Origin of the sequence: Natrinema salsiterrestre (assembly GCF_029502005.1) — an archaeon.
In the GTDB taxonomy this organism is placed as follows: domain Archaea; phylum Halobacteriota; class Halobacteria; order Halobacteriales; family Natrialbaceae; genus Natrinema; species Natrinema salsiterrestre.
Genome location: NZ_JAMQOT010000003.1, coordinates 301560 through 323317 on the forward strand (window position 1 = coordinate 301560; position 21758 = coordinate 323317).

Sequence of the window (21758 nt, forward strand, 5' to 3'; positions counted from 1 at the left end):
CCGATGCAATAACTATGATTTCGGAGGGTCCGTCGTGTACGTAATCATCGTCGGGGCAGGCGAGGTCGGTCGCTCGATCGCCGCCAACCTCGAGGAGACCCACAACGTGGCCGTGATCGATCGCGACGCCGAAACCGTCGAAGAACTCACGTACTCGCTCGACGTGCTCGCGATCTGTGGCGACGGGACCGACCTCGAGACGCTTCGGGAGGCCGGTCTCGAGCAGGCCGGTCTCGTCATCGCCTGTACCGACAACGACGAGACGAACGCGGTCGTCTGCGGGGCCGCGAAGGCTGCGACCGACGTGTTTACCATCGCACGGGTGCGCCGTCGGACGCTGCTCGAGACGTGGCAGGGCTCGGAGGGTGCCTTCGGCGTGGACTTTATGGTCTGTACCGACCTGTTGACGGCACAGGCTATTTTCCGTATTTCCGGGTTGCCGAGCGCCCACGACGTCGATACGTTCGCCGGCGGCCTCATCCGGATGGCGGAGTTCGACATCCCGGCGGACAGCCCGATCGCGGATCGAACGGTCAAAGAGGCCGACTGTTACGATTCGCTCACGTTCGCGGCGATCTTTCGCGACGACGAAATGGTGGTCACCAGAGGGAACACCGTCATTCGGGCCGGGGACCGAGTCGTCGTCATCGGGAGCCCGGAGTCGATCAACGACTTCGCCGAGGAGGTCGCCACGACGCCCGACGAAGCCGAAGAGGTCGTTATCGTCGGGGCCAGCGAAATCGGGTTCCAGACCGCCCGAGAGTTCGAGGATCACGGCTTCCGGCCGCGGCTGATCGAACGGGATCACGACCGGGCTCGCGAAGTCGCGGAGGACCTTCCCAATACGATGGTCATGGAGAACGACGCGACGGACGCCGACTTCCTCGCTCGCGAACACGTCGACGAGGCCGACGTCGTGATCGCCGCCCTCGACAGCGACGAGAAGAACCTGCTCGTCTCCCTGCTCGCCGATCGCCTCGGCGTCGACCGGACCGTCGCCGTCATCGAGACCCCCGAGTACGCCGACCTCTTCGAGACCGTCGGCGTCGACGTCGCGATCAATCCCCGCGAGGAGACCGCCGAGGAGATCGTCCGCTTTACCCGGGCGGACAACACCGAGAAAGTCGCGATGCTCGAGCACGACCTCGCGGAGGTCATCGAGATCGAGGTCGACGAGGACAGCGTTCTCGTCGGACGGGAGATCGCGGCGGCGACGAACGACCTCCCGGAGGGCGTCGTCATCGGCGCGATCTCCCGGGGCGGCAAACACATCACGCCGCGTGGATCGACTGTCGTCGAGCCCGGAGATCACGTGATCGTCTTCGTCGATGCGGGCGCCCTCGACGATGTCCTCAAACTGATCTAGCGACACTGCGCCTGACGCCCGGTTCCGTTCCGTTGCCGTCCTCGGTCGGTCGGTTCTCCCTTCGCCCGCGAAACACGGCTGTTCACTCGGACCGCAGTCGGCCCCGCTCTCCCGGTCGAGTCCCCTGCTTTACAATTTCCGTCTCCTGCCCCGTTCCGAGTGACCGCCGTTCGATTGCGGTTCGGATCGCTCGAGGATTCTGCCGATCGCCCAGCCGACCCACACGAAGACGATCGCCATGAAGACGGCCATCTCGAGCCGGATGACGGACCCGTAGCGAACGGCGAGGACGAGACCGATGATAGCCACAGCAGCAGCGACGACGGTGAATACGTCGTAGAACGAACGGGGGTGCCGAACGTTCGGTAGTCGAGCGACCATGCGGGTTCTACGCGCGGTACGTATATAGATAGCACACCGTCCTCGCGGTTCTGGACACGTGCTCAGCGACGGCGAGGCGACGGACCGACCCCCGATGTGAGAGCCACGCCCGACCAGTCACCCCGTCTCCGACGGTGACAGCGTCACGATGGATTAATGAGACCGAACCTAGATGCCGTTACATATCGTGTCCAGACGAGACTATCAGCCGGTGGTGTGCTATGCGGATCCGTACTGATTGGCGCGCCAGTTTGGCGTTCGTCGGCACCGTTTTGAAGTATCTCTCCGTCCCGCTCGCGTTTCCGATCGTCGTGGCACTCGTCTATTCGGAGCCGGTCTTCCCCTTCGTCGCGACGATCGCGCTCACGATCGCTCTCGGCTACGGCCTCGAGCGGCTCAGACCGGAGCCGGACCTGCAGGTCCGGGAGGCGATGTTGTTCGTCGCGATCTCGTGGCTCGCGGTCGCGATCGTCGGCGCAGTGCCATACGTGCTCGCGGGTTTGGGAACCGAATCGACGCTCGCTCATCCCGTCAACGCCGTGTTCGAGTCGATGTCCGGGTTCACGACGACCGGGGCGACGGTTCTCGGGACGATCTCAGTGGAACGTCACTCGCACGCGATCATGATGTGGCGACAGCTCACCCAGTGGCTCGGCGGGATGGGGATCATCGTGTTGATGGTCGCGATCCTTCCCGAGCTGGCGGTCAGCGGTGCACAGCTCGTCGAGTCGGAAGCGCCGGGACCGCAGTTACAGAAACTCACGCCGCGTATCGCCGAGACGGCGCGCATCCTCTGGCTCGTCTACTTCGCCTTTACCGTCGTCTTCATCGGAATCCTCTACGGCCTGAATCAGGTGGGTCTGGCCCCCAACATGGGACTTTACAATGCCATTGCTCACGGATTCACGACGCTCCCGACGGGCGGATTCTCGCCCGAATCGAGGAGTATCGCGGCGTTCTCACCGATCGTTCAATGGACGTTCATCCCGTTCATCGTTATCGCCGGAACCAACTTCGCCCTGTTCTGGCACGTCTTCAGCGGCGAGAGACGGTGCTTCGTCCGCAACTCCGAGTTTCGGGCGTACATCGGCGCTATCGTTGGGCTGACCGTTTTACTCGCGGGAATCCTCTATGCAGGTGCCGCGCCGGAACTGGGGAAACTCGGCGGCGTAACTGCGGGTGCGTTCGAGAACTCGCTGCGACAGAGCGCCTTCCAGGTCGTCTCGCTACTGAACTCGACCGGCTACGCGACCAGTGACTTCGTCGAGTGGTCGTCGACGGGCAAAATCGTGCTCCTCTTCGCGATGCTCGTCGGCGGCTGTGCCGGCTCGACCGGCGGGGGCGTCAAGGTCGTCCGGTGGCTGATCGTGTTCAAGATGCTTCGTCGGGAACTGTTCACAGCCTCCCACCCGGAGGTCGTCCGTCCGATTCGACTCGGCGGCAACGTCGTCGACGAGGACGCCATTCGCGGCGTGCTCGGCTTCACGTTCATGTACCTCTTCGTCTTCGCCCTCGCGACACTGCTCATCGCGCTCGACGCCAACCATCTGATCGAGACGCCGCTCGAGGCCTTCAGCGCGAGCCTCGCGACGATCGGGAACATCGGTCCCGGCTTCGGATTCCTCGGCCCCTTCGGCAGTTACACCGACTTCCCGATACCGTCGAAACTCCTGATGATCTTCCTCATGTGGATCGGCCGGCTGGAGATAATCCCGGTCCTGGTCATGTTCACCGGCGGGTTCTGGACCCGGTAAAAAGCGCACTCAGTATTCGCTCTCTCCGTCTTCGCTATTTTCTCAGTCGATCGTCGTCCCCGGATTCTCGCCCTCGAGGAAGGGCTCGAGCGCCTCGAGGCCGAAAATAGCGGCCTCGGCCTCGAGTGCCAGCAGCGTCCGGACCTTGCCGGCCATCCCGCCGGTGACGTCGGTCGCGTCGCTCGCGCCGAGCACCGCGGCGACGGCGTCGAACTCGTCGATGCGGTCGATCACCGCGTCCTCCTCGTCTAACACGCCGGGGACCGTCGAGCAGAGGCCGACGCGGTCGGCCTCGAGCGTCCGGGCGAGGTCCGCCACGAGTTCGTCGCCGCTGACGACTGTCGCGCCCGCGCCGGCGTGAGCGATCACGTCCCCGTGGAGCACCGGCACGAACCCCTCCGCGAGCATCGTTTCGATCTGCCGAGTCGGCAGATCGAGCTCCCCTTCGTCATCGCGAGCGGCCGCCGAGAAGGGATGGACCGGCAGCGCCTGGACGTCGCGCTCGAGCAGCCGTCCCAGAACGAACTGGTTCAGGGTCTTCATCGCGCCGTGGATGTCGAGCACCGCGGTCGCGTCGCGCGTCCCCTCGGTCGTGCTGACGCCGTGTTCGCTGGCGTTGTGGTGGCCGAAGCTCCCGCCGCCGTGGACGACGACGAGGTCCTCGAGCCCGCCGTCGATCGCCGCCGCGATGGCGTCTGCCGCTCGTCCGAGCGCTTCGCCGTCGAGCGTCTCCGGCCGGTCCTTCTCGGTGACGACGCTGCCGCCGAGTTTCAGGACGATCATTCGAGTCGCTCCACCCCCGTTTCGGTGAGTTCCGCGCGGAAGGCGTCCTCACAGCCCGGGGTGAACGAGAGGGCCGTTTCCGTCTCGTCGGTCGGATCGAGGGCGACGATACAGCCGCCGCCGCCGGCTCCGGTGAGCTTCGCGCCGTGGGCGCCCGCGTCGCGAGCCGCCCAGACCATCGTATCGAGCGATCGCGAGGAGACCCCCAGCGCTGAGAGGAGGCCGTGGTTGAAGTCCATCAGCCGACCGATCTCCTCGACGTCGCCGTCGGCGAGCGCGTCTTCGCCGTTCCGAACCACGTCCCCGATCGCTTCGACCGTATCGGCCGCGAAGTCGTACTCCTCGCGCAGGCTGCGAACCCCGGCGACCAACTGGCCGGTATCCCCCGCCCCGCCGTCGAACCCGATCACGATCGGCAGATCGGGGGCTTCGAGCGATCGACAGTCCTCGCCTTCGACCCGGACCGCACCGCCGGTCGCCGAGCAGAACGTATCTGCTCGCGACGCCTGGCCGTCTTGGACCTGCGACTCCGTCCGGTAGGCTCGAGCGGCGAGTTCCGCTGGCTCGAGGGTGACGCCCAGTTCGCGGGTCGCGGCGTCGATTGCGGCGACGACGACCGCGGCCGAGGAGCCGAGGCCCGCACCGAGGGGAATGTCGCTCTCGATCGTGACGTCGAAGCCGGCGTCCTCCGCGCCGGTGACCGCGCGGACCTGTTCGATCGCGCCGTCGACGTACTGCGTCGCCGCCGTCACGAGCGACTCCGGAACGTCGACGTCGGGTCGACTATCGGCGGTGGCCCCGTACTCCACCGTGAACCCGTTCAGACTGAGATCCTCGGCGTTGACCCGGAGATGCCCGTCGTCTCGTCGTTCTACCTCGACCCGCGCCCGCCGTTCGATCGCACAGGGAACGGCGGGTTCGCCGTAAACCACCGCGTGCTCCCCGAACAGGTACACCTTCCCGGGAGCGCTCGAGCGTGTCATGGCGGGGCGTTCGTCCGACGATGGTTAATACCTATCCTTGTTCGTGAACGGGCGATGATTCGCCACTCAATCGCAGGCCGATCGTATTCTCCGGTGTTATATCCGGGTAGTAACGACTCCGTCTGTGAACCGACGAACGTATCTCGGCGTCCTTACGAGTGGCGTGGCGGTCGGCGCTGCCGGTTGTCTGGGCGATCTCGACGGAGACGATATCGATAGCGACGAACACCCGATCGGCGCGTGGGCGGACGGAACGATCGAGTTCGGACTGCCACCGTTTCAGGACGCGGAAGAACTCGAGCGACAGTACGCAGGAACCTTCGAATGGCTCGCCGACGGGTTCGAGGAAGTCGACTCGGTTGAGGGAACGCCGACGACGAGCTACAGTGCGGTCGTCGAGAGCGTCGTGCAGGGGCACACGGAATTAGCCAATCTCTCGCCGGTCATCTACGTTATCGCGCGCGACGAGGGTATCCACCCGCTGGCGATAAACTGGTCCCACGGCAGTGAGGCGTACCACTCCTATATCGCCACGCGGGCCGAGACGGACGTCGAAACCCTCGAGGACCTCGAGGGAGCGACGGTCGCGATGGTCGATCCGCTGAGTTCGAGCGGCGGGCTGTTCCCGCGGTACATGCTCGCCGAAGCCGGGCTCGATGCGGGTGATATCAACACCGAGCCGGCCGATTTCGACGTCGAATGGTCGTTCGGCCACGACGCCGCGTTGCAGGCGCTCGAAAACGGTCACGTCGACGCGGCGGCCTACGGCGACTTCCAGCATCCGGGCGGCGATGAAATCGTCAAAGTCGCCGAGAGCGAGCCGATCCCGTTCGATCCGATCGTCGTCAAACCGGACACCCCCGAGACGGTCCGCGACCAGTTGAGCGAGCGGCTCATCAAGACCCCCGACGACGCGCTCGAAGACCACCGAGTCGACCGATACGGCCCCGTCGAACCCGGAACCTACGACCCGGTTCGAGACGTCGCCGAGGAGATGGGCGTCGAGATCGCGGATCTCGAGGAGGACGCGGACGAGGGAGAGGAGAACGAAAGCCAATAAGCCAACAACCGATGCTCAGCGTCGCCTCCCTCGAGAAACGCTACGGAGACGCACCCGCAGTCCGCGGTATCGATTTCGATCTCGAGCCCGGTGACCTAACCGTCTTGATCGGCCGATCGGGAGCCGGCAAGACGACGCTTCTGCGGTGTCTCGACGGACTCGAGCGACCCGATTCGGGGACAGTTCGACTCGACGGAACGCGACCCGACCCGACGGACATCGCGCTCGTCTTCCAGACGGGTGCGCTAATCGACGGCAAGTCCGCACTCGAGACCGTCCTCGACGGCGCACTCGGTCGTGAACCGGTGTGGCGGGAGCTACTCGGCTGGCACACGGCCGGCGAAAAGCGCGCGGCGATCGAGCGATTGCACGCCGTCGGGTTGGCCGGCGACGCGGCTCGGCGCGTCGGCGATCTCTCCGGTGGCGAACGCCAGCGCGTCGGGATCGCTCGTGCGCTCCAGCAGGAACCCCGAGCATTGCTCGCCGACGAACCCGTCGCTGCTCTCGATCCCGCAACGGCTCGATCGGTGCTCGAGCGCCTCGCCGCCGTCGTCTGCGAACGGAATCTCGTCGGACTCGTGAGTCTCCACCAGCCCCGACTCGCCGGTGGCGTCGCCGATCGGTATCTGGGCCTTTCCGATGGTCGAGTCACGCTCGATGCACCAGCGAGCGACGTCGACGAAGCGCGTATTGCGGCGGTGTACGATGACTGATCCGAGTCACGGCTGCACGGAACCGGACTCGGACGAGCCATCCGGAGACACGAGTGCCGGGGCGATAGCGGCAGAACGGAGCGACGGTGGAGAGACCGAGGTCCAAGCGGAAACGAACGGCGGAGGAACAGCGGGGGCCTCGGCTACAATCGACACCGAATTCGACCGCATCCGACGGCAGTGGCGACGTCGAATGACGAGTCGAATCGTCCTCGTCGCCGGGCTCGTTCTGGGTGTCGTCCTGACAGCCCGATGGCTCGGCTTCGATCTCGCCTACCTCTACGCCCACCGGGAGAACTTCACGTCGGTCCTGCTCGAGGAGATGCTCGCTCCGACACAGCTCTGGGAGCAACTGCAGGGTGATGCACCGACACTGGTGCCAGCGGCATTCGAAACCCTTGCCATCGCCACTGTCGGGACTGCGATCGGCTCGCCGCTCGCGCTGTGTTTTGGCGTTCTGGCGGCGAACAACGTCACGCCGCGGCTCGTGTATGGTCCGATGCGGCTCCTCCTGGGTGGACTCCGTGCAGTGCCGAGTATGGTGTATGCACTCCTGTTCGTGATTCTCGCGGGGTTAGGGCCCGTTGCCGGGGTTCTGGCGGTCGCGATGGGAACGATCGGCGATCTCGGACGACTGTTCGCCGACGAGATGGAGGAGATCGACCGCACTCCCGTCGAAGCCGTCGCCTCGAGCGGTGCGGGTCTCCTCGCGACGACGTCCGCCGCACGTCTCCCGCAGGTCACGACCGCGTACGTGGCTTGGACGCTGTTCTACCTCGAACTCAACGCGCGAAAGAGTTCGGTCCTCGGAATCGTTGGTGCGGGCGGAATCGGGTATCCGCTTATTATGGCGTTTCGGGCGCGCAACTACACGCGAGTGATGGCGGCCATCGTCATCATTCTGCTCCTCATCGTGAGCGTCGAAGCCGCGGCGAATCGCCTTCGAACGGCTCTCGATGCGGACCGTCGACCGTCTCGGAGGTGATATCCGGTCGGACCGTTCGTCTCGAGGGCCGTCGGTAGTCGGACTTATGCCGCTGCGGTCGGACGTCGATCGTATGTCGCTCGTCCTCCCGAGTGAACTCGTCGTCGATCGGTTCCTCCCGACCGTGCGGTCGATGCTCGCCACCCGACTCGCCGAGCGCGGCCTCACCCAACAGGAGATCGCCGCCGAACTCGGCGTCACCCAGGCCGCCGTCAGCAAGTACGTCGGCGGCGAGAGCGGCGGCGACGACCGTTTCCGCGAGGACCCCGAAACCGTCGCCACCGTCGACCGCATCGCCGCCGGACTCGCCGGCGACGAGATGGACGGCTACGACGCGCTGGCCGAACTCCTCTCGCTCGTCCGAACGCTCGAGGACCGCGGTCCGATCTGCGAACTCCACGAGGAGGCGATGCCCGAACTGCGGGGTCTGGGCTGTGACCTCTGCGTTCGCGGACTCGATCCGGACGTGCGTGCCGAACGGGACGTCCTCGCGAACGTCCGCACCGCCGCACGCACGCTCGCTTCGATTCCCGGCATGGCGGACTACATCCCGAACGTGGGAACCAACGTCGGCATGTGCCTGCCCGATCCCCGCGACGAGACCGACGTCGCCGCGATCCCCGGCCGAATCTACGCCATGGGCGGCCGAATCGAGATCCCGGCGAATCCCGAATTCGGCGCGTCGAAACACGTCGCGACGGCGGTCCTCGCCGCGACTGCCGTCGACTCCGAGGTCCACAGCGCGATCAATATCGCCACCGACGACGACCTGCTCGCGGCCGCACGGGCGATCGGTATCGACCCCCTCGAGTTCGACGCCGATTACGAGGACCGCGGTGACCACTTGCAGACTCAGTTCGCCGACCGCGGTACGGTCCCGCGCATCGCCTACCACCGCGGCGCGTTCGGGATCGAACCCGCGACCTACGTCTTCGGGTCGACAGCGGTCGAGGCCGCCGAACTGATCGGGGACTTGCTCGAGACCGCATCCCAGTAACTGCGCCCTCGAGACGCACGGCGTAGGCCACCCCTTCGACGACCCCGCACGGTACTGGTAGCGGTAGCTATCGACGCCGGAACCGATGGGGTGCCCACGCGCTGTCGGATAGTCGGTGTATGGCTACACAGCGCAGGCTACCGCGGGATACGTAGCGAGAAAACGAAACAGTATCGCGTCGAATTCGAGCGGATTAGACGCCGCTTTCGAAGTCCTCGAGGGAGTAGGACGGCTCGGCACCGCGGCGGTCGAGGACCTCGTTGGCGAGGAGCCAGTAGACGACCGAGAGGGCCTTGCGACCCTTGTTGTTCGTCGGGACGACGAGGTCGACGTTACTGACCTGGTTGTTCGAGTCACACATCGCGATGACCGGGATGCCGACCGTGATGGCCTCCTTGACGGCCTGGGCGTCGCCGATCGGGTCAGTGACGACGAGCACGTCCGGCTCGATGTAGCCGTCGTACTTCGGGTTCGTGAGGGTGCCCGGGATGAAGCGGCCGGTGCGGGCGCGAGCGCCCACGGCCTCGGCGAACTTCTCCGCCGGGAACCGACCGTACTGGCGACTCGAGGTGACCAGAATCTGTTCCGGGTCGTAGTTTGCGAGGAAGTCCGCGGCCGTGCGGATACGGCCGTCGGTCTTCGAGACGTCGAGGACGTAGAGGCCGTCGGTTCGGACGCGGTGGATGAACCGCTCCATGTCCTCGGTCTTCTGCTGGGTCCCGATGTGGACCCCGGCGCCGAGGTAGTCCTCGACGGGGATCAGCAGGTCCGCCTCCTCGTCGGACATGACGTCGTCGTCGAGGGTCGGACCGGCGTCCTCCTCGTCGACGTCGTCGGTTTCTTCGGCGTCGGCCGCGGGCGCTCCCTCGGCGTCGGCGGGCTGTTCGTCTACTGGCTCGACGTCGTCGGCGTCGGCGGCGGGGCCAGCCCCTTCGGCTGGCTCCTCGTCGATCGCCTCCTCGGCGGCGTCGAGCCCTTCCTGGGTTGCATCGTTCTCTGTCATGTCGCGTCGTCTGCGATTCGAATGAGCTCGTTGAGCTTTGCGGTTCGCTCGCCGCCGACGGCACCCGTCTTGATGAAGGGCGCGTCGGTCGCGACGGCGAGGTGTGCGATCGTCGTGTCCTCGGTCTCGCCCGAGCGGTGGGAGACGACCGAGTCGTAGCCGTTCTCCGTCGCGAGTTCGATCGCGTCGAACGCGTCCGTCAGCGTCCCGATCTGGTTCGGCTTGATCAGGATGCTGTTGGCCGCGCCGCGGTCGATTCCCTCGACGAGACGGTCCGTATTGGTGACGAACAGATCGTCACCGCAGATCAGCGTCTGGTCGCCGACTTCGTCCGTGAGGTCGGCGAAGGCGTCGTAATCGTCCTCGTCGAGGGGATCCTCGACGTAGACGAGGTCGTACTCCTCGACCAGCTCGGCGATGTAGGCGATCTGCTCGTCGGTGTCGCGGCTCCGATCGCTGTACTCGTACGTTCCGGAATCGGAATCGTACAGTTCGGCTCCCGCGACGTCGAGTCCGAAGCCGATGTTGAAGCCGACTTCGTCCTGCACCATCGAGACCGCCTCGGCGACGAGTTCGAACGCCTCGCTGTCGTCGATCGACGGCGCCCACGCGCCCTCGTCACCTTTGCCACAGGGAAGATCGCGTTCCTCGAGCAGGTCGGCGACGGCGGCGTGGACGGCCGCGTTGGCGAAGACCGCGTCCTCGACGCTTGGCGCGCCCACGGGTGCGGCGAGGAACTCCTGAATGTCGGTCGCGTCGGCGGCGTGTTCGCCGCCGCCGACGACGTTCCCGAGCGGAACCGGGAAGTTGTCGCCGCGGAACGTGCCACCGAGGTGCTGAAAGAGCGGGGCGCCGAGCACGTCGGCGCCGGCCTTGGCGGCCGCCATCGAGATGGCGACCGCACTGTTGGCGCCGATCTCCGAGAAGTCGTCGGTGCCGTCCGCGGCGTGCAGGATAGCGTCGACGTCGCGCTGGTTGCCCGCGTAGGCCTCGCCGACGAGCCGGGGAACGGCGTGTTCTCGAGCCGCCGCGATCGCCTCGCCCGGCGGTCGCTCGACGGCCTCGTACTCGCCGGTGCTGGCACCGCTGGGTGCCGCAGCGCGACCGAACCCGCCGCTCTCGGTTACGACGTCGGCTTCGACCGTCGGGTTTCCTCGAGAGTCGAGGATCCGGCGGAGCCGGACGTCGGTGATGAGCGTCATTTCCGGTCGTACCCCCGCTTGACGGTGAAGGGCAACACGCCGGCGTCGTACTCCTCGGCGGCGATGAGGATCGGTTGGGTCTGCTCCGTCTCGATCAACACCGGCGCGCCGTAGGAGACCTGCAGCGCTCGAGCGCCGAGGATGCGTGCCTTCTCGTAGCGGTTGTGCTGTTGTTGTTGCATTGTTACTGGTACGGGGAGACGACGTCGACGAGGTCCTTGTGACTGACGAGCATGCGCCGACAGCAGTAGCGGTCGACACCGAGCTCGTCGAGGACCTTCTCGGGGTCCTCGTCGCCCTCGTTGGCTCGCTCGTCGAACGCTTCCCAGTGTTCGGCGACGACGTTGCCACAGGTGAAACACCGGACCGGTACCATCATGTCTGAATCACCTTAGCGGTAGGACTTCTGGTAGCGCGCCCGAGCGCCCGGGCCGCCCCACTTCTTCGGTTCGGACTGGCGAACGTCGTTGACCAGCAGCGAGCGGTCGAACTCCATGAACGCGTCGCGGAGTTCGGCGTCGTTGGTCTGCTGGACGATCCCGCGTGCGATCGCGGTTCGAACGGCGTCTGCCTGCCCGCTGATGCCGCCACCCTCGACGCGAACGTCGATGTCCATCTCGTCGCGCAGGTCGTCGTCGACGATGCGGAACGGCTCGAGCATCTTGAGCCGGGACATCTCGGGTTCGACCAGTTCGACGGGCTGGGAGTTGATTCGAACGCGACCCTCGCCTTCGCGCACCGTGGCGCGAGCGACGGCCGTCTTTTTCTTGCCACTCGTGTTGGTTACCATGTGACGTTAGCACCTAACTGTTCGGACACTTCGTGTAGGTGGACGAAGCGGATGTTCGACAGGCGGTCCAGCGACGTTCCCTCGATGACTTCCGACTCGTGGTCGTCGTCGTTCTCGTAGGGATTGCCGACGTAGACGCGGACGCTGTCGAGGGCCTCGCGGCCACGGGGTTTCTTGTACGGCAGCATCCCGCGAACGGACCGCTTGAAGATCGTGTCCGGTCGCTTGGGATAGTAGGGCCCGCGGTCCGAGCCCAGGTCTCGCCGCGTTCGGTACGTCTCGAAGATGTCTTCCTCGTCGCCGGTGATAACCGCGTCCTCGGCGTTGACGATCGCGACGCGGTCGCCGTCCAGCGCGCGCTGGGCGACCTCGCTCGCGACTCGGCCGAGAATACAGTCCTGTGCGTCGACGACGAGATCTGCGTCGAACTCTGCGAGACTCATCGAATCACCCGGACGTTAGACCCTTCGGGGTTGTCCTCGAGGGCTTCCTCGAGGGGGACCGTCTCGCCGACCTGTTCGATCTTCGTCTCTGCGGACGAAGAGAAGTTGACGGCGGCGACGGTGACGTTCTTCTGTAGTGCGCCGGATCCCAGCACTTTGCCGGGAACGACGACAGTCTCTTCTTCGCGTGCGTATCGCTCGATACGGCCCAGGTTCACCTCAGCGTGTGTGCGCCGGGGCTTCTCGAGTCGATCCGCAACGTCTCGCCAGACGTCGGCGCCCGCTTCGCGGGACGTCGACTTCAGCTCGGCGATGAGATCGTTGAGCCTCGGATTAGTCTTGCTACTCATTGGTATCCTCCAACTGCTAACTGATCGACGACGCGAGGAACTGCGCCGCCGACTGTGGAATCGAAATTGTTGTACTGCCGAACGAACCCGGTCGCGAAGCGATCGTGATCGACCCACGATCGGCTCCGTCCCGACTGTCGCTCGGTCGTAGAGAAGTGATGCAGGGAGCAGGATTTGAACCTGCGGACTCCTACGAGACAGCGCCCTGAACGCTGCGCCGTTGGCCTAACTTGGCTATCCCTGCTCGCACTTCCGTCTACCCGTCGCCCCTTCAAACCCCTTTCGATTCCGGCGGAGACGCGATCGCCGGTCTCGTCGCTCACGGCGTCGGCGAGCGGCGTCTCCTGAGTGGGTTGGGGGCGTCGGTTCATGTTTACAGCTGTACTGCGTCTTCGAGTTCGGTCGCGCGTTCCGCGAGCGTATCCGCGGCCCGCGTCACGAGCTCTTCGATCGGGAACGAGCCGTCGGTCTCCACGTGGAAGACGAAGGCGTTCGGCACGTCCTCGACCCGGACCTCTTTGCCCGGGTAGCGGTTCGAGAGATCGTGGTCGAACTCGCTCGTCGACACGAGTTCGCCCTCGTCCTCGATAACGCCGCGAATGATCCGACTCTCCTCGTCCTCGAACTCCGGAAGATCACCGTCGACCTCCACGCGCTGGAGGTGTCGGTACCCGACCGCGACCCCGCCCTGATGTTTGGCGTGGTCCTTCCCGCGGTCGATCACGGCGTCGGCCTCGGCCTCGAGGCGCTGGTCGTCTTTGAGTTCGATGATCGGAATGTTCTCGTCCGCGGGTCGGACGAGATCGTCGCTGGAGACGAGATCGCCGGAGTAGGCGGTTGCCGGCCCTTCGACGTCGATCGAGAGCGTGACGGTATCGTCCTCGGCGAACTCGCCGACCGGCGGCGTCGTCAGCGGGACGAGCCCGAGTCGCAAGGCGAGTTGCTCGTCGAACATCACCGACGAGTTCTCGACGAACCGAACGGTGTCGACGGCCATCGTCGGCACGTCGGCGACCATCGCTCGACGGATGCCGTTGGCGAACCCGGGTGTCACGCCGCGGACGAGGAATCGGGCTTCGCGATCCTCGCGTTCGACGAACTCGACGTCGTACTCTGCAGTCATGATCTAGTAGCCGCCCTTCCCTTTCGGAGCGCGCGATCCGTCGTGCGGGATCGGCGTGACGTCCTCGATGCGCCCGATCTCGATGCCCGAGCGGGCGAGCGCACGGATCGTCGCCTGTGCGCCCGGACCGGGGGATTTCTGGAGATTGCCGCCGGGGCCGCGCACGTGAACGTGCAGGCCCGTGATGCCGGCCGCTTTGACCTCTTCGGCGACGGACTCGGCCATCTGCATGGCCGCGTACGGCGACGCCTCGTCGCGGTTTTGCTTGACCGCGGTCCCACCGGAGGACTTGGCGATCGTCTCCGCGCCCGTGAGGTCGGTCACGGTCATGACGGTGTTATTGAACGATGCGTGTACGTGGGCGATGCCCCATTTGTCGTCGTCCTGACTCATGTTACTGGCCCTCCGCGCGTTCCGGGTGGAGGTCGTCCGCGAGCGAACTGTTCTCGTCGAAGGCCACCAGGTCCTCTTCGTCGATGTCGACGACGTAGGATGGAATACTGTGGCGCTGTCCGTCGACCACGATGTGGCCGTGGGTGATGAACTGGCGGGCCTGCTGGGTCGTGTTCGCCAGTCCGTTCCGGTAGACGATCGTCTGCAGTCGGCGCTCGAGGATGTCCTCGATCTCGAGCGACAGGATGTCGCCAAGCTCGTCGGTCTCGTCGAGGATGCCGACGCGCTTGAGCCGACCGAGGAACTCCTCGGAGCGGCGGATGACGGTTTCGTCGTCCTGGGGCTGGCCGAGCAGCTCTCGGGCCTCGCGCCGGTAGGAGCGAAGCTCGGACTGTGCTCGCCAGAGCTCTTCCTTGTTCTTGAGCCCGTAGCGGTCGACGAGGGAGTGTTCGGATGCAATGCGCTCACCCTGGTAGGGGTGGTTCGGCGTCTCGTATTGCTTGGTGTCAGTGCCGAGTGGCATTATTCACCCTCGTCCTCTTCTTCTTCGGCCGCGGCGGCCTCTTCGGCCTGTTCTTCGCGGATCTCTTCGACGTTGACTCCGATGGTGCCCTCCGTACGACCGGTGGACTTGGTTCGCTGACCGCGAACCTTCTGGCCGCGCTTGTGGCGCGAGCCCTTGTAGGAGTCGATCATCTTCATCCGGTTGATGTCGTGCTGTCGAGTCAACTGGAGATCGTTCCCGATCTCGTGGGTCGTTTCACCGCTGTAGAAGTCGTCCTGGCGGTTGTTGAGCCAGTCCGGGACTTCGGCAGCGTAGTTCTCGACGACTTCGATGACGCCATCGATGACGTCGTCGTCGAGACGGCCGAACGTCGCCGTTCGGTCGACACCCGCTTCGTCGGCGATGAGTCGGGCGGTTCGGCGACCGATCCCGTTCATCTCCGAGAGCGAGCGCTCGACGGACTTCGTCCCATCGAGGTCGGTTTGCCCGATGCGGACGAAGTATCGAAGATCTTCGTCGTCTTCTTGTTCTTGAGGTTCTTCGGCGCTCATATTGTCGTGTATCTGTGTCTGGTCTGCGAGCGTTGCAAATCGACTGGCGGGAAAACGCCAGCGAAGTGTCCGACGTTGTGGCGGGGATTCGAACCCCGGAGGCTTGACGCCACATGGTTAGCAACCATGCGCCTTGGGCCGCTTGGCTACCACAACACCGTCCGTCTATCATCGCCCTCCCGGACTCGGGGATCACTCCCCTACACGTATTGCACCCGAACCTACCCCCGTCGACTACTTAAGGGCAACGAAAGGTCGCGGCCGCTCGCGTGTCCCTCTTTACCGTGATATCCGCGCTCGAGTCGGAGAAAGAGACGGTTCCGGTCGGCCGTATCCGAGGAGGTCGTATTCGCTGGTCCGGTTACGCTCCCGCGTACTCTTCGATATACTTCTCGTTGATTTCCCACTGGCCCTCGTCGTTCTGGATCATGTACTCGCCGTAGTAGGGGACACGGTTTGCCACGGTCTCGCGGAAGGTTTCCCTGATCTCCGGCTTCGTCATCTCCCCCATCGACTTGAGATCGTCGTTGCGGTTGAGACACCCTTTCAAATACCCCTCGTGCGTGACCCGAACGCGGTGACAGTTCGCACAGAAGGTGGGGTTCTCCACGGGATCGACGATTTCGACCATGCCGCCATCGACCCAGTACCGCTTTCGGTCGTGCATCTCTCGATGCTCGATCTCGTCGGCCTGCTCGGCCAGCCAGTCGTGGACCCGCCCGATGTCGATGTTCCACTCCGGCTTGCCCGTCAGCTCGGGCATGTACTCGATCAACTGGAGCTGAAGCCCGTCGTTTTCCGCGACGTGATCAACCATCTCCGGCACGTACCCCGCGGTGTGCTCGAAGACGACCATGTTGAGCTTGACCGGATCGAGACCCGCATCCAGCGCCGCTTCGACGCCCTCGAGCACCTTCTCGTACGCTCCGCTTTTCGTCACCGCGGCGAAGTCCTCCGGATCGAGCGCGTCCTGGGAGACGTTGACCCGCTCGAGCCCGGCGTCGACGAGGTCCTCGGCGCGGCCGGGGAGGAACGTGCCGTTAGTCGTTAGCGAGACCTCCATTTGCTCCGGCGTGCGCTCGATTATTTCCTCGAGATCCTGTCGCAACATCGGTTCTCCCCCGGTGAACTTGACCGCGTCGACGTCGAACTCGGCGGCGACCTCGAGAAACCGGACGACGTCGTCGGTCGACATCTCGTCGTCCTGCGGATCCATCGGTCCGCGAGTGTCCCCGAGCCCCTCGTTATGACAGTAGATGCAGTCGAAATTACACCGATCGGTGAGAGAGACGCGTACCCCAGTGACCTCCCGCCCGAATTCGTCGGCGAGCATACCATCGATTTGCAGTCGGATCCGCTTAAACACGCCGGGGAATTCCGTCTCCTGTAACCGATTTCGGTTTCGGATTACTGTCAGTGCGTTACAAAAACGACAGTCTCACGCGGTCGGCACGGCCCCGGTATCTTACCGGTCCGCGTGGTGGCCGTTCCCATGAGTACCATCGGTGAACTCGCGGTCCCCACCGCCGAGTTCGCGCTCCGGCACACGCTCGAGGAGACGGACGATCTCGACGTCGAGATCGAGCGCGTTGTCGCGCACAATCCGGACCAGGTCATCCCCTACGTCTGGTTTTCCGGCGACGAACCGACGCTCCGGACCGTGGACGACGCCCTCACGGACGATCCCAGCGTCGAGGACGCGGAACGGCTCACTGATCTCGACGACGAGTGTCTCTACCGAATGAGCTGGGTCGACGACGTCACCGTCACGCTCCACCTGCTGACCGAAGAGCAAGCGACGGTCCTCGACGCACACGTGGAAACCGATCGGTGGCGATTTCGGGTTCTCTTCCCCGAACGGGCCGCGCTCTCCCGGACCTACGACTTCGCGACCGATCGAGGCCTCTCCGTCGAGGTCCGGAAGATACACCGCCTCGAGGAGAACCGCCACGGTCGATACGGCCTCACCGATGCCCAACACGAGACGCTGGTCGCCGCCCTCGAGTACGGCTACTACGAAATCCCTCGCGGGGCGGACATGGACGAACTGTCGGACGAGCTCGGTATCTCACATCAGGCCCTGTCCGAGCGGCTCCGCCGCGCCCACCGAAGGCTCGTCGAGGAGGTCGTCGACATCGGACGACCCGGGGACAACGAGTGACGTCTGGCGCGGTCCATCTCTCCGGCCGGCGGAAGACCTACACCGACCACGCTCGAACGACGAGCCATGGACGAGGACATGCTCGCGGACCAGCGTCGCCTCGTAGAACTCATCGAGGCGGAGGGATGGGACGTCACCGACCTCGAGATCTCGGCCTACGACAGCCCGTGGGCCGACGAGGACGACCCGGAAGCGACGGTGACGATCACTGCCCGAAAACCTTACGAGGGCGGAGACGACGACGGGGACGGGGAAGACGACGAAAGTCCGTATCGATTGAAATAGTGCTCGGATTCGACGATAGTCCGTCCCCTCTCATTCGATTCGGTCTACTCAGGGTCGTTGTCGTGGCCTGACCGGAGGAAACAACAATTGCGGTTTCGTCACCGACCGGCTTCTTCGAGTGCCTCGTCCAGTGCGCTCTCTTTGAGTTCCGCTACCGTTTTGTCACTTTCAGTAGCCGCTTCTCGGAGTGCCTCGAGGGGATCGTCGGGAACCGGGACGAGTACCAGCCGGTCGGAGCGCTCGATGAGTTCGAACTCCTCGCCGAACCGTTCCTGAACCGATTCCGGAAGCGAAAGACGACCGTCGTCGGCACTGACGCGCATACGTCGAATTCCCGACAACAATATATGACTCTTCTGCTGGTCGTACGGTGACGGACGAACCCCGATCAGCCCTTGATATTACACACGGGGAACGTCCGCGCGACCTTGTCGCCGATGCCGAGTTCGTCCGAAACGCGGACGACCTCGTCGACGTCCTTGTAGACGCCCGGGGCTTCCTCGGCGATCGTGGCTCCCGACTGGGCCTTGACGTAGATCGCCTGCTGATCCTCGAGGTCCTGCTGGACGTCGCCGCCCCAGAACTCGTTTTTCGCCTGCGTACGGCTCATCAGCCGGCCGGCGCCGTGAGCGGTGGAGCCGAAGGTCAGGTCCATCGAGTTCTCGCCGCCACGGAGGACGTAGCTCCCGGCACCCATGCTCCCGGGAATGATCACCGGCTGGCCGACGTCGCGGTAGGCTTTGGGGACCTCGGGGTGGCCGGCTGGGAACGCCCGCGTCGCGCCCTTGCGGTGGACGTAGAGTTCGCGCTCGTCGCCCTCGTCGTTCACCGCGTGCGTTTCCTTCTTCGCGATGTTGTGGGCCACGTCGTAGAGTAACTCCATCTCCATCTCCTCCCAGGAGCGATCGAACACGCGCTCGAAGACCTGTCGCGTCCGGTGCATGATCAGCTGGCGATTGACCCACGCGAAGTTGATCGCCGCGTTCATCGCGCCGTAGTAGTCCTCGGCCAGCTGCGAGCCCGCAGGCGCGGCCGCGAGTTCCTTGTCGGGCAACTGGTCCAGCAGCCCCTTGTGTTGCTGCTCGATCTTCCGCAGGTAGTCGTTGCAGGTCTGGTGGCCCAGCCCGCGGGAACCGCAGTGGATCAACACGACGATCTGATCCTCCGCGAGCCCATAAGCGTCGCCCACGGCCGAATCGAAGACGTCGGTCACCCGCTGGACCTCGAGGAAGTGGTTCCCCGACCCCAGCGAGCCGATCTGGTTCTTCCCGCGGTCCTTGGCCTTCTGGCTGACTTTGTCCGGATCCGCGCCCTCGCGCATCCCCTCGTCCTCGCAGTGCAGGAGGTCGTCCTCGACGGCGTGGCCGTTCTCGAGCGCCCAGTCGACGCCGCGTGCGAGGATCTCGTCGATCGTGTCGACGCCGGCTTCGACGATGCCGCCGCCGCCGAGACCCGACGGAATGTTGGCGAAGAGCGAGTCGACGAGTTCCTCCTCGTGACCCTGCACCTCGTCGTAGGTGAGGTTCGTCCGCATCATCCTGACGCCACAGTTGATGTCGTATCCGACCGCACCCGGCGAAATACAGCCGTTTTCGGCGTCGAGCGCGCCGACCCCGCCGACCGGGAAGCCGTAGCCCTGATGCCCGTCCGGCATGCAGATCGCGTAATTCGTAATTCCCGGCAGGTGGGTCGTGTTTTTGATCTGTTCCAAGGTCTTGTCGTCCTCGATCTCCTCGAGCAACGCCTCGCTCGCCAGTACCCGGGCAGGAACGCGCATGTCGCCCTCCCGCGGAATCTCCCAGACGTACTCGCGTACCCGCTCGAGCGTGATGCCGTTGGCGTCGAAAGTCGTCATACGGGGAACTCGGACCGCCGTAATGAAAGGTGTTCGTCTCTCCGGTATCTTCGACACTCGCTCACACTGGCAAACCGCGGCACGATTACGCGGGCTCCGGTATCGGCTCCGCGTCCGCCTCGGATTCCACTGTCTCGAGTCGCCGATCGGTGGCGTACGGCCCGCTTCCCGTGATGAGAAGTACCGACACCCATCGACGGTCTCAGACGTCGAAGACGACGTAGGCTTCCCACTCCCCGTCCCCGGTTCGCTCGAGGCGCATCTCCGAGTACGTCACCGCCTTCACCTCTCGGGCGTCGATCTCGGCGAGGGGAACGCCGCGGGCGCTCGCCTCGAGGCGCCACTCGACGGGTTCATCACCGTGGCCGGGACCGTCGTCTGAGCCGGTCGTCTCGATCGATTCGACCCGATTGCCGACGGGCAATTCAGCTCGAACGTCCCGCAGATAGACCAGTTCGTCGAGGTAATCGAACAACAGCGCCTCGCGGTTCTCGGCCGTCACGGAGAGCGAAAAGCGCTCCCCGACACCGGCCGGTATCTCGTCGCAGGAGGCGGCGGCGAGGCCGTCGGCTACCGCCGCGAAGGTCGCCTCGAGCGAGTCGCCGGTCGCCGACACTGCCACGTCGGCGGTGTGATCGCGTAGTTCGAACCCCATGTGGCGGTCCCTTGTCGGGCCGAGTCCCTATGTCCGTCGTTTCAGGTCCGACGGTTTCTCTGAGAGGTCCGATTATAGACATAGTAGCCGCTGCAAGTCAATGCACACCTGATCGCACGACAGCTGTGCAATCAGTGTGTAAATAGTTGCAGTGGCTATTATAAATCGTCTCGAACATGTCGATCGCGTCTGACGTTCCGCAGCGTCGACTGCCGGTGGAATTATATTGACGACGATGGTAGGTCGTGGTAGTGAGCGTCAACATCGACAGTCGCGTCGTCGCGCCGGGGAGCGACGACTTCGTCGACGAAGCCTGGCAGCTGAAGGAGGAGATAAATCGTCAGGAGGGTGTGCTCAAGCAGCGGTACGATTTCTTTACTGACGCCTATCGTCGGTCGAAAGTACACTGTTACGTTCAGGACGATGACCTCATCGGATTCGCCGCGGTTCGACGTGACGGCTACATTCTCTTTCTGGCAGTCGATCCGGAGTTCCGCGGCAACGATATCGGCAAGCGCCTCGTCGCCCACGTCGCGGACGATCACGACACGATCACGTGTCACGCGCGGACGAGCAACGAGAACGCCTTGCAGTTCTACGAACACCTCGGCTTCGAGATCAAGCGCCGGATCGACGACTACTACGAGGACGGCGGCGACGCGTACTACCTGAAACTCGGCTCCGACGTCGGCATCGCCGACCGGATTTCGGATCTGATTCGTCGGTAACGAGCGGTTCGCGGTCTCGGCGGCCCTCACCGAGTCGGTGGGTCGTCCCGCTCGTTCCGGACGGTTCCCTCGACGAACGCTCGACGGAGAACCGTCAGCAGCAGGTACGTTTCGTACTTCTGGCTCCGACAGTGCGCACAGGGCGCCATCTCGTCGGCGATCCGATCTATGGTTTCGCCGTACTCCGCTTCGAGGTCAGCCACGAGAGCGGCCACGTCGGGTGCGAGAGCGTGGGCCATTTCCCCGATATCGTCCCGCGCGTCGTCGGGAAGCGCGTACGAGAGAACGATCGTGTTCGCACGGTAGTACTTCGTCGTCCCGCCGTTTTGCTCCTCGAGTCGGGCGACCTCGACGAGACCCGCGTCGCGGAGTTCGTTGACGTGGTGACGAACCGTATTGAGCGTCCGGTCGTAGCCCCGCCCTTCCAGGTCGTCGTCGATCTCCGTCACGGAGAGGGCCTCTTCGGCGAGCATGTCGAGGATCATCGCACGGACCGGTTCGTCGACGGCGCTCGAGACGTTCGTGTCCCGGACCGCGATGTCGTCGATCGTCACGTCCGACGTGAATTCGGGCATCGGTTACCCGGTCGTTGGGCCGCGACCCGTATAAGTCGCTCAGACCGCGCGACCGTCTAGACGAGTCGTTTGACCGGTGGAATCGACCGTGATGGAATTCAAACAAGTCATCTTAGT

The 21758-nt window shown here is 64.5% G+C and carries 28 protein-coding genes and 2 tRNA genes; 9 read left to right on the plus strand and 21 right to left on the minus strand.

Annotated features, from left to right (window positions below):
• Nucleotides 1–34 precede the first annotated feature (34 nt).
• A complete protein-coding gene (gene trkA / locus NDI89_RS10970) occupies nt 35–1366 on the plus strand; it encodes a Trk system potassium transporter TrkA (RefSeq protein WP_277521616.1) in 1332 nt (443 codons plus the stop codon).
• 129 nt (nt 1367–1495) lie between these two features.
• On the opposite strand, the gene NDI89_RS10975 is transcribed toward trkA, so the two are convergent.
• Nucleotides 1496–1747: a hypothetical protein gene (locus tag NDI89_RS10975; protein WP_277521618.1), complete on the minus strand. Its 252-nt coding sequence runs from the start codon at nt 1745–1747 to the stop codon at nt 1496–1498.
• Between the two features lie 221 nt (nt 1748–1968).
• Here NDI89_RS10975 and NDI89_RS10980 point away from each other — a divergent pair, with 221 nt between their 5' ends.
• Nucleotides 1969–3501, plus strand: coding sequence for a TrkH family potassium uptake protein (locus NDI89_RS10980; protein ID WP_277521620.1), 1533 nt, complete (start codon nt 1969–1971; stop codon nt 3499–3501).
• A gap of 42 nt (nt 3502–3543) precedes the next feature.
• On the opposite strand, the gene NDI89_RS10985 is transcribed toward NDI89_RS10980, so the two are convergent.
• Both NDI89_RS10985 and mvk read right to left on the minus strand, forming a co-directional pair.
• Nucleotides 3544–4284, minus strand: coding sequence for an isopentenyl phosphate kinase (locus NDI89_RS10985; protein ID WP_277521621.1), 741 nt, complete (start codon nt 4282–4284; stop codon nt 3544–3546).
• Nucleotides 4281–5267 (minus strand): mevalonate kinase, encoded by a 987-nt coding sequence (mvk, locus tag NDI89_RS10990; protein ID WP_277521622.1) that lies wholly within the window; start codon nt 5265–5267, stop codon nt 4281–4283. Before mvk ends, NDI89_RS10985 begins: the two co-directional genes overlap by 4 nt.
• A 124-nt stretch (nt 5268–5391) precedes the next feature.
• On the opposite strand from mvk, the gene NDI89_RS10995 reads away from it, so the two are divergent.
• The 4 genes from NDI89_RS10995 (at nt 5392) to NDI89_RS11010 (ending at nt 9022) form a co-directional block, all read left to right on the plus strand.
• Nucleotides 5392–6327, plus strand: coding sequence for a phosphate/phosphite/phosphonate ABC transporter substrate-binding protein (locus NDI89_RS10995; RefSeq protein WP_277521623.1), 936 nt, complete (start codon nt 5392–5394; stop codon nt 6325–6327).
• 11 nt (nt 6328–6338) lie between these two features.
• Nucleotides 6339–7040 (plus strand): phosphonate ABC transporter ATP-binding protein, encoded by a 702-nt coding sequence (locus NDI89_RS11000; protein WP_277521624.1) that lies wholly within the window; start codon nt 6339–6341, stop codon nt 7038–7040.
• A complete protein-coding gene (gene phnE / locus NDI89_RS11005) occupies nt 7033–8025 on the plus strand; it encodes a phosphonate ABC transporter, permease protein PhnE (RefSeq protein ID WP_425607759.1) in 993 nt (330 codons plus the stop codon). The genes NDI89_RS11000 and phnE overlap by 8 nt, the downstream gene beginning before the upstream one ends.
• Nucleotides 8026–8098: 73 nt before the next feature.
• Nucleotides 8099–9022: a thiamine-phosphate synthase family protein gene (locus NDI89_RS11010; RefSeq protein WP_277521626.1), complete on the plus strand. Its 924-nt coding sequence runs from the start codon at nt 8099–8101 to the stop codon at nt 9020–9022.
• 193 nt (nt 9023–9215) lie between these two features.
• Here NDI89_RS11010 and rpsB read toward each other — a convergent pair whose 3' ends face one another.
• The 14 genes from rpsB to moaA form a co-directional block, all read right to left on the minus strand.
• On the minus strand, nt 9216–10025 hold the full coding sequence (gene rpsB / locus NDI89_RS11015; protein ID WP_226007190.1) for a 30S ribosomal protein S2: 810 nt from the start codon (nt 10023–10025) through the stop codon (nt 9216–9218).
• A complete protein-coding gene (gene eno, locus NDI89_RS11020) occupies nt 10022–11227 on the minus strand; it encodes a phosphopyruvate hydratase (RefSeq protein WP_277521628.1) in 1206 nt (401 codons plus the stop codon). The genes rpsB and eno overlap by 4 nt, the downstream gene beginning before the upstream one ends.
• Nucleotides 11224–11409: a DNA-directed RNA polymerase subunit K gene (locus NDI89_RS11025; RefSeq protein WP_006184680.1), complete on the minus strand. Its 186-nt coding sequence runs from the start codon at nt 11407–11409 to the stop codon at nt 11224–11226. The genes eno and NDI89_RS11025 overlap by 4 nt, the downstream gene beginning before the upstream one ends.
• 2 nt (nt 11410–11411) lie before the next feature.
• Entirely contained in the window at nt 11412–11606 is a 195-nt protein-coding gene (locus tag NDI89_RS11030; RefSeq protein ID WP_277521629.1) for a DNA-directed RNA polymerase subunit N, read from the minus strand.
• Between the two features lie 12 nt (nt 11607–11618).
• Nucleotides 11619–12017, minus strand: a complete 399-nt coding sequence (locus NDI89_RS11035; protein ID WP_277521630.1) for a 30S ribosomal protein S9 — start codon at nt 12015–12017, stop codon at nt 11619–11621.
• On the minus strand, nt 12011–12460 hold the full coding sequence (locus NDI89_RS11040) for a 50S ribosomal protein L13 (protein ID WP_277521631.1): 450 nt from the start codon (nt 12458–12460) through the stop codon (nt 12011–12013). Before NDI89_RS11040 ends, NDI89_RS11035 begins: the two co-directional genes overlap by 7 nt.
• Nucleotides 12457–12810, minus strand: a complete 354-nt coding sequence (locus NDI89_RS11045; RefSeq protein WP_226007185.1) for a 50S ribosomal protein L18e — start codon at nt 12808–12810, stop codon at nt 12457–12459. The genes NDI89_RS11040 and NDI89_RS11045 overlap by 4 nt, the downstream gene beginning before the upstream one ends.
• Nucleotides 12811–12969: 159 nt before the next feature.
• Nucleotides 12970–13054: transfer RNA gene (locus NDI89_RS11050), tRNA-Leu, on the minus strand.
• Nucleotides 13055–13183: 129 nt separating this feature from the next.
• A complete protein-coding gene (locus NDI89_RS11055; RefSeq protein ID WP_277521632.1) occupies nt 13184–13933 on the minus strand; it encodes a DNA-directed RNA polymerase subunit D in 750 nt (249 codons plus the stop codon).
• 3 nt (nt 13934–13936) lie between these two features.
• Nucleotides 13937–14326, minus strand: a complete 390-nt coding sequence (locus NDI89_RS11060) for a 30S ribosomal protein S11 (protein ID WP_124177304.1) — start codon at nt 14324–14326, stop codon at nt 13937–13939.
• A 1-nt stretch (nt 14327) separates the two neighbouring features.
• Nucleotides 14328–14849 carry a 30S ribosomal protein S4 gene (locus tag NDI89_RS11065; protein WP_277521633.1) on the minus strand — a complete coding sequence of 174 codons (522 nt, stop codon included), beginning with the start codon at nt 14847–14849 and terminating at the stop codon, nt 14328–14330.
• Nucleotides 14849–15382 carry a 30S ribosomal protein S13 gene (locus NDI89_RS11070; protein WP_226007181.1) on the minus strand — a complete coding sequence of 178 codons (534 nt, stop codon included), beginning with the start codon at nt 15380–15382 and terminating at the stop codon, nt 14849–14851. Before NDI89_RS11070 ends, NDI89_RS11065 begins: the two co-directional genes overlap by 1 nt.
• A 73-nt stretch (nt 15383–15455) precedes the next feature.
• Nucleotides 15456–15538: transfer RNA gene (locus tag NDI89_RS11075), tRNA-Ser, on the minus strand.
• A 205-nt stretch (nt 15539–15743) separates the two neighbouring features.
• The gene (gene moaA, locus NDI89_RS11080) at nt 15744–16715 is read right to left on the minus strand and encodes a GTP 3',8-cyclase MoaA (RefSeq protein ID WP_277521634.1); all 972 of its coding nucleotides are present in this window, start codon (nt 16713–16715) and stop codon (nt 15744–15746) included.
• Between the two features lie 159 nt (nt 16716–16874).
• On the opposite strand from moaA, the gene NDI89_RS11085 reads away from it, so the two are divergent.
• Together NDI89_RS11085 and NDI89_RS11090 are read left to right on the plus strand one after the other, a co-directional pair.
• Nucleotides 16875–17543: a helix-turn-helix domain-containing protein gene (locus NDI89_RS11085; protein ID WP_277521635.1), complete on the plus strand. Its 669-nt coding sequence runs from the start codon at nt 16875–16877 to the stop codon at nt 17541–17543.
• Nucleotides 17544–17609: 66 nt separating this feature from the next.
• A complete protein-coding gene (locus tag NDI89_RS11090) occupies nt 17610–17828 on the plus strand; it encodes a hypothetical protein (protein ID WP_277521636.1) in 219 nt (72 codons plus the stop codon).
• Between the two features lie 98 nt (nt 17829–17926).
• Here NDI89_RS11090 and NDI89_RS11095 read toward each other — a convergent pair whose 3' ends face one another.
• The 3 genes from NDI89_RS11095 to NDI89_RS11105 all read right to left on the minus strand — a co-directional run bounded on the left by NDI89_RS11095 (nt 17927) and on the right by NDI89_RS11105 (nt 20338).
• Nucleotides 17927–18151 carry an AbrB/MazE/SpoVT family DNA-binding domain-containing protein gene (locus tag NDI89_RS11095; protein WP_277521637.1) on the minus strand — a complete coding sequence of 75 codons (225 nt, stop codon included), beginning with the start codon at nt 18149–18151 and terminating at the stop codon, nt 17927–17929.
• Between the two features lie 65 nt (nt 18152–18216).
• Nucleotides 18217–19683, minus strand: a complete 1467-nt coding sequence (locus tag NDI89_RS11100; protein WP_277521638.1) for an RtcB family protein — start codon at nt 19681–19683, stop codon at nt 18217–18219.
• Nucleotides 19684–19885: 202 nt separating this feature from the next.
• Nucleotides 19886–20338, minus strand: a complete 453-nt coding sequence (locus tag NDI89_RS11105) for an archease (RefSeq protein WP_277521639.1) — start codon at nt 20336–20338, stop codon at nt 19886–19888.
• A 251-nt stretch (nt 20339–20589) separates the two neighbouring features.
• On the opposite strand from NDI89_RS11105, the gene NDI89_RS11110 reads away from it, so the two are divergent.
• Nucleotides 20590–21066: a GNAT family N-acetyltransferase gene (locus tag NDI89_RS11110; protein WP_277521640.1), complete on the plus strand. Its 477-nt coding sequence runs from the start codon at nt 20590–20592 to the stop codon at nt 21064–21066.
• A gap of 26 nt (nt 21067–21092) precedes the next feature.
• Here NDI89_RS11110 and NDI89_RS11115 read toward each other — a convergent pair whose 3' ends face one another.
• Nucleotides 21093–21641, minus strand: a complete 549-nt coding sequence (locus tag NDI89_RS11115; protein ID WP_277521641.1) for a winged helix-turn-helix domain-containing protein — start codon at nt 21639–21641, stop codon at nt 21093–21095.
• Nucleotides 21642–21758: the final 117 nt, after the last annotated feature.

Bases quoted from the DNA above. Each gene is read 5' to 3' on its own strand.
- NDI89_RS10975 (WP_277521618.1), bottom strand. From the start codon at position 1,747: ATGGTCGCTCGACTACCGAACGTTCGGCACCCCCGTTCGTTCTACGAC.
- NDI89_RS10980 (WP_277521620.1), top strand. From the start codon at position 1,969: ATGCGGATCCGTACTGATTGGCGCGCCAGTTTGGCGTTCGTCGGCACC.
- NDI89_RS10985 (WP_277521621.1), bottom strand. From the start codon at position 4,284: ATGATCGTCCTGAAACTCGGCGGCAGCGTCGTCACCGAGAAGGACCGG.
- mvk (WP_277521622.1), bottom strand. From the start codon at position 5,267: ATGACACGCTCGAGCGCTCCCGGGAAGGTGTACCTGTTCGGGGAGCAC.
- NDI89_RS11000 (WP_277521624.1), top strand. From the start codon at position 6,339: ATGCTCAGCGTCGCCTCCCTCGAGAAACGCTACGGAGACGCACCCGCA.
- phnE (WP_425607759.1), top strand. From the start codon at position 7,033: ATGACTGATCCGAGTCACGGCTGCACGGAACCGGACTCGGACGAGCCA.
- NDI89_RS11010 (WP_277521626.1), top strand. From the start codon at position 8,099: ATGTCGCTCGTCCTCCCGAGTGAACTCGTCGTCGATCGGTTCCTCCCG.
- rpsB (WP_226007190.1), bottom strand. From the start codon at position 10,025: ATGACAGAGAACGATGCAACCCAGGAAGGGCTCGACGCCGCCGAGGAG.
- eno (WP_277521628.1), bottom strand. From the start codon at position 11,227: ATGACGCTCATCACCGACGTCCGGCTCCGCCGGATCCTCGACTCTCGA.
- NDI89_RS11025 (WP_006184680.1), bottom strand. From the start codon at position 11,409: ATGCAACAACAACAGCACAACCGCTACGAGAAGGCACGCATCCTCGGC.
- NDI89_RS11030 (WP_277521629.1), bottom strand. From the start codon at position 11,606: ATGATGGTACCGGTCCGGTGTTTCACCTGTGGCAACGTCGTCGCCGAA.
- NDI89_RS11035 (WP_277521630.1), bottom strand. From the start codon at position 12,017: ATGGTAACCAACACGAGTGGCAAGAAAAAGACGGCCGTCGCTCGCGCC.
- NDI89_RS11040 (WP_277521631.1), bottom strand. From the start codon at position 12,460: ATGAGTCTCGCAGAGTTCGACGCAGATCTCGTCGTCGACGCACAGGAC.
- NDI89_RS11045 (WP_226007185.1), bottom strand. From the start codon at position 12,810: ATGAGTAGCAAGACTAATCCGAGGCTCAACGATCTCATCGCCGAGCTG.
- NDI89_RS11055 (WP_277521632.1), bottom strand. From the start codon at position 13,933: ATGACTGCAGAGTACGACGTCGAGTTCGTCGAACGCGAGGATCGCGAA.
- NDI89_RS11060 (WP_124177304.1), bottom strand. From the start codon at position 14,326: ATGAGTCAGGACGACGACAAATGGGGCATCGCCCACGTACACGCATCG.
- NDI89_RS11065 (WP_277521633.1), bottom strand. From the start codon at position 14,849: ATGCCACTCGGCACTGACACCAAGCAATACGAGACGCCGAACCACCCC.
- NDI89_RS11070 (WP_226007181.1), bottom strand. From the start codon at position 15,382: ATGAGCGCCGAAGAACCTCAAGAACAAGAAGACGACGAAGATCTTCGA.
- moaA (WP_277521634.1), bottom strand. From the start codon at position 16,715: ATGCTCGCCGACGAATTCGGGCGGGAGGTCACTGGGGTACGCGTCTCT.
- NDI89_RS11085 (WP_277521635.1), top strand. From the start codon at position 16,875: ATGAGTACCATCGGTGAACTCGCGGTCCCCACCGCCGAGTTCGCGCTC.
- NDI89_RS11090 (WP_277521636.1), top strand. From the start codon at position 17,610: ATGGACGAGGACATGCTCGCGGACCAGCGTCGCCTCGTAGAACTCATC.
- NDI89_RS11095 (WP_277521637.1), bottom strand. From the start codon at position 18,151: ATGCGCGTCAGTGCCGACGACGGTCGTCTTTCGCTTCCGGAATCGGTT.
- NDI89_RS11100 (WP_277521638.1), bottom strand. From the start codon at position 19,683: ATGACGACTTTCGACGCCAACGGCATCACGCTCGAGCGGGTACGCGAG.
- NDI89_RS11105 (WP_277521639.1), bottom strand. From the start codon at position 20,338: ATGGGGTTCGAACTACGCGATCACACCGCCGACGTGGCAGTGTCGGCG.
- NDI89_RS11115 (WP_277521641.1), bottom strand. From the start codon at position 21,641: ATGCCCGAATTCACGTCGGACGTGACGATCGACGACATCGCGGTCCGG.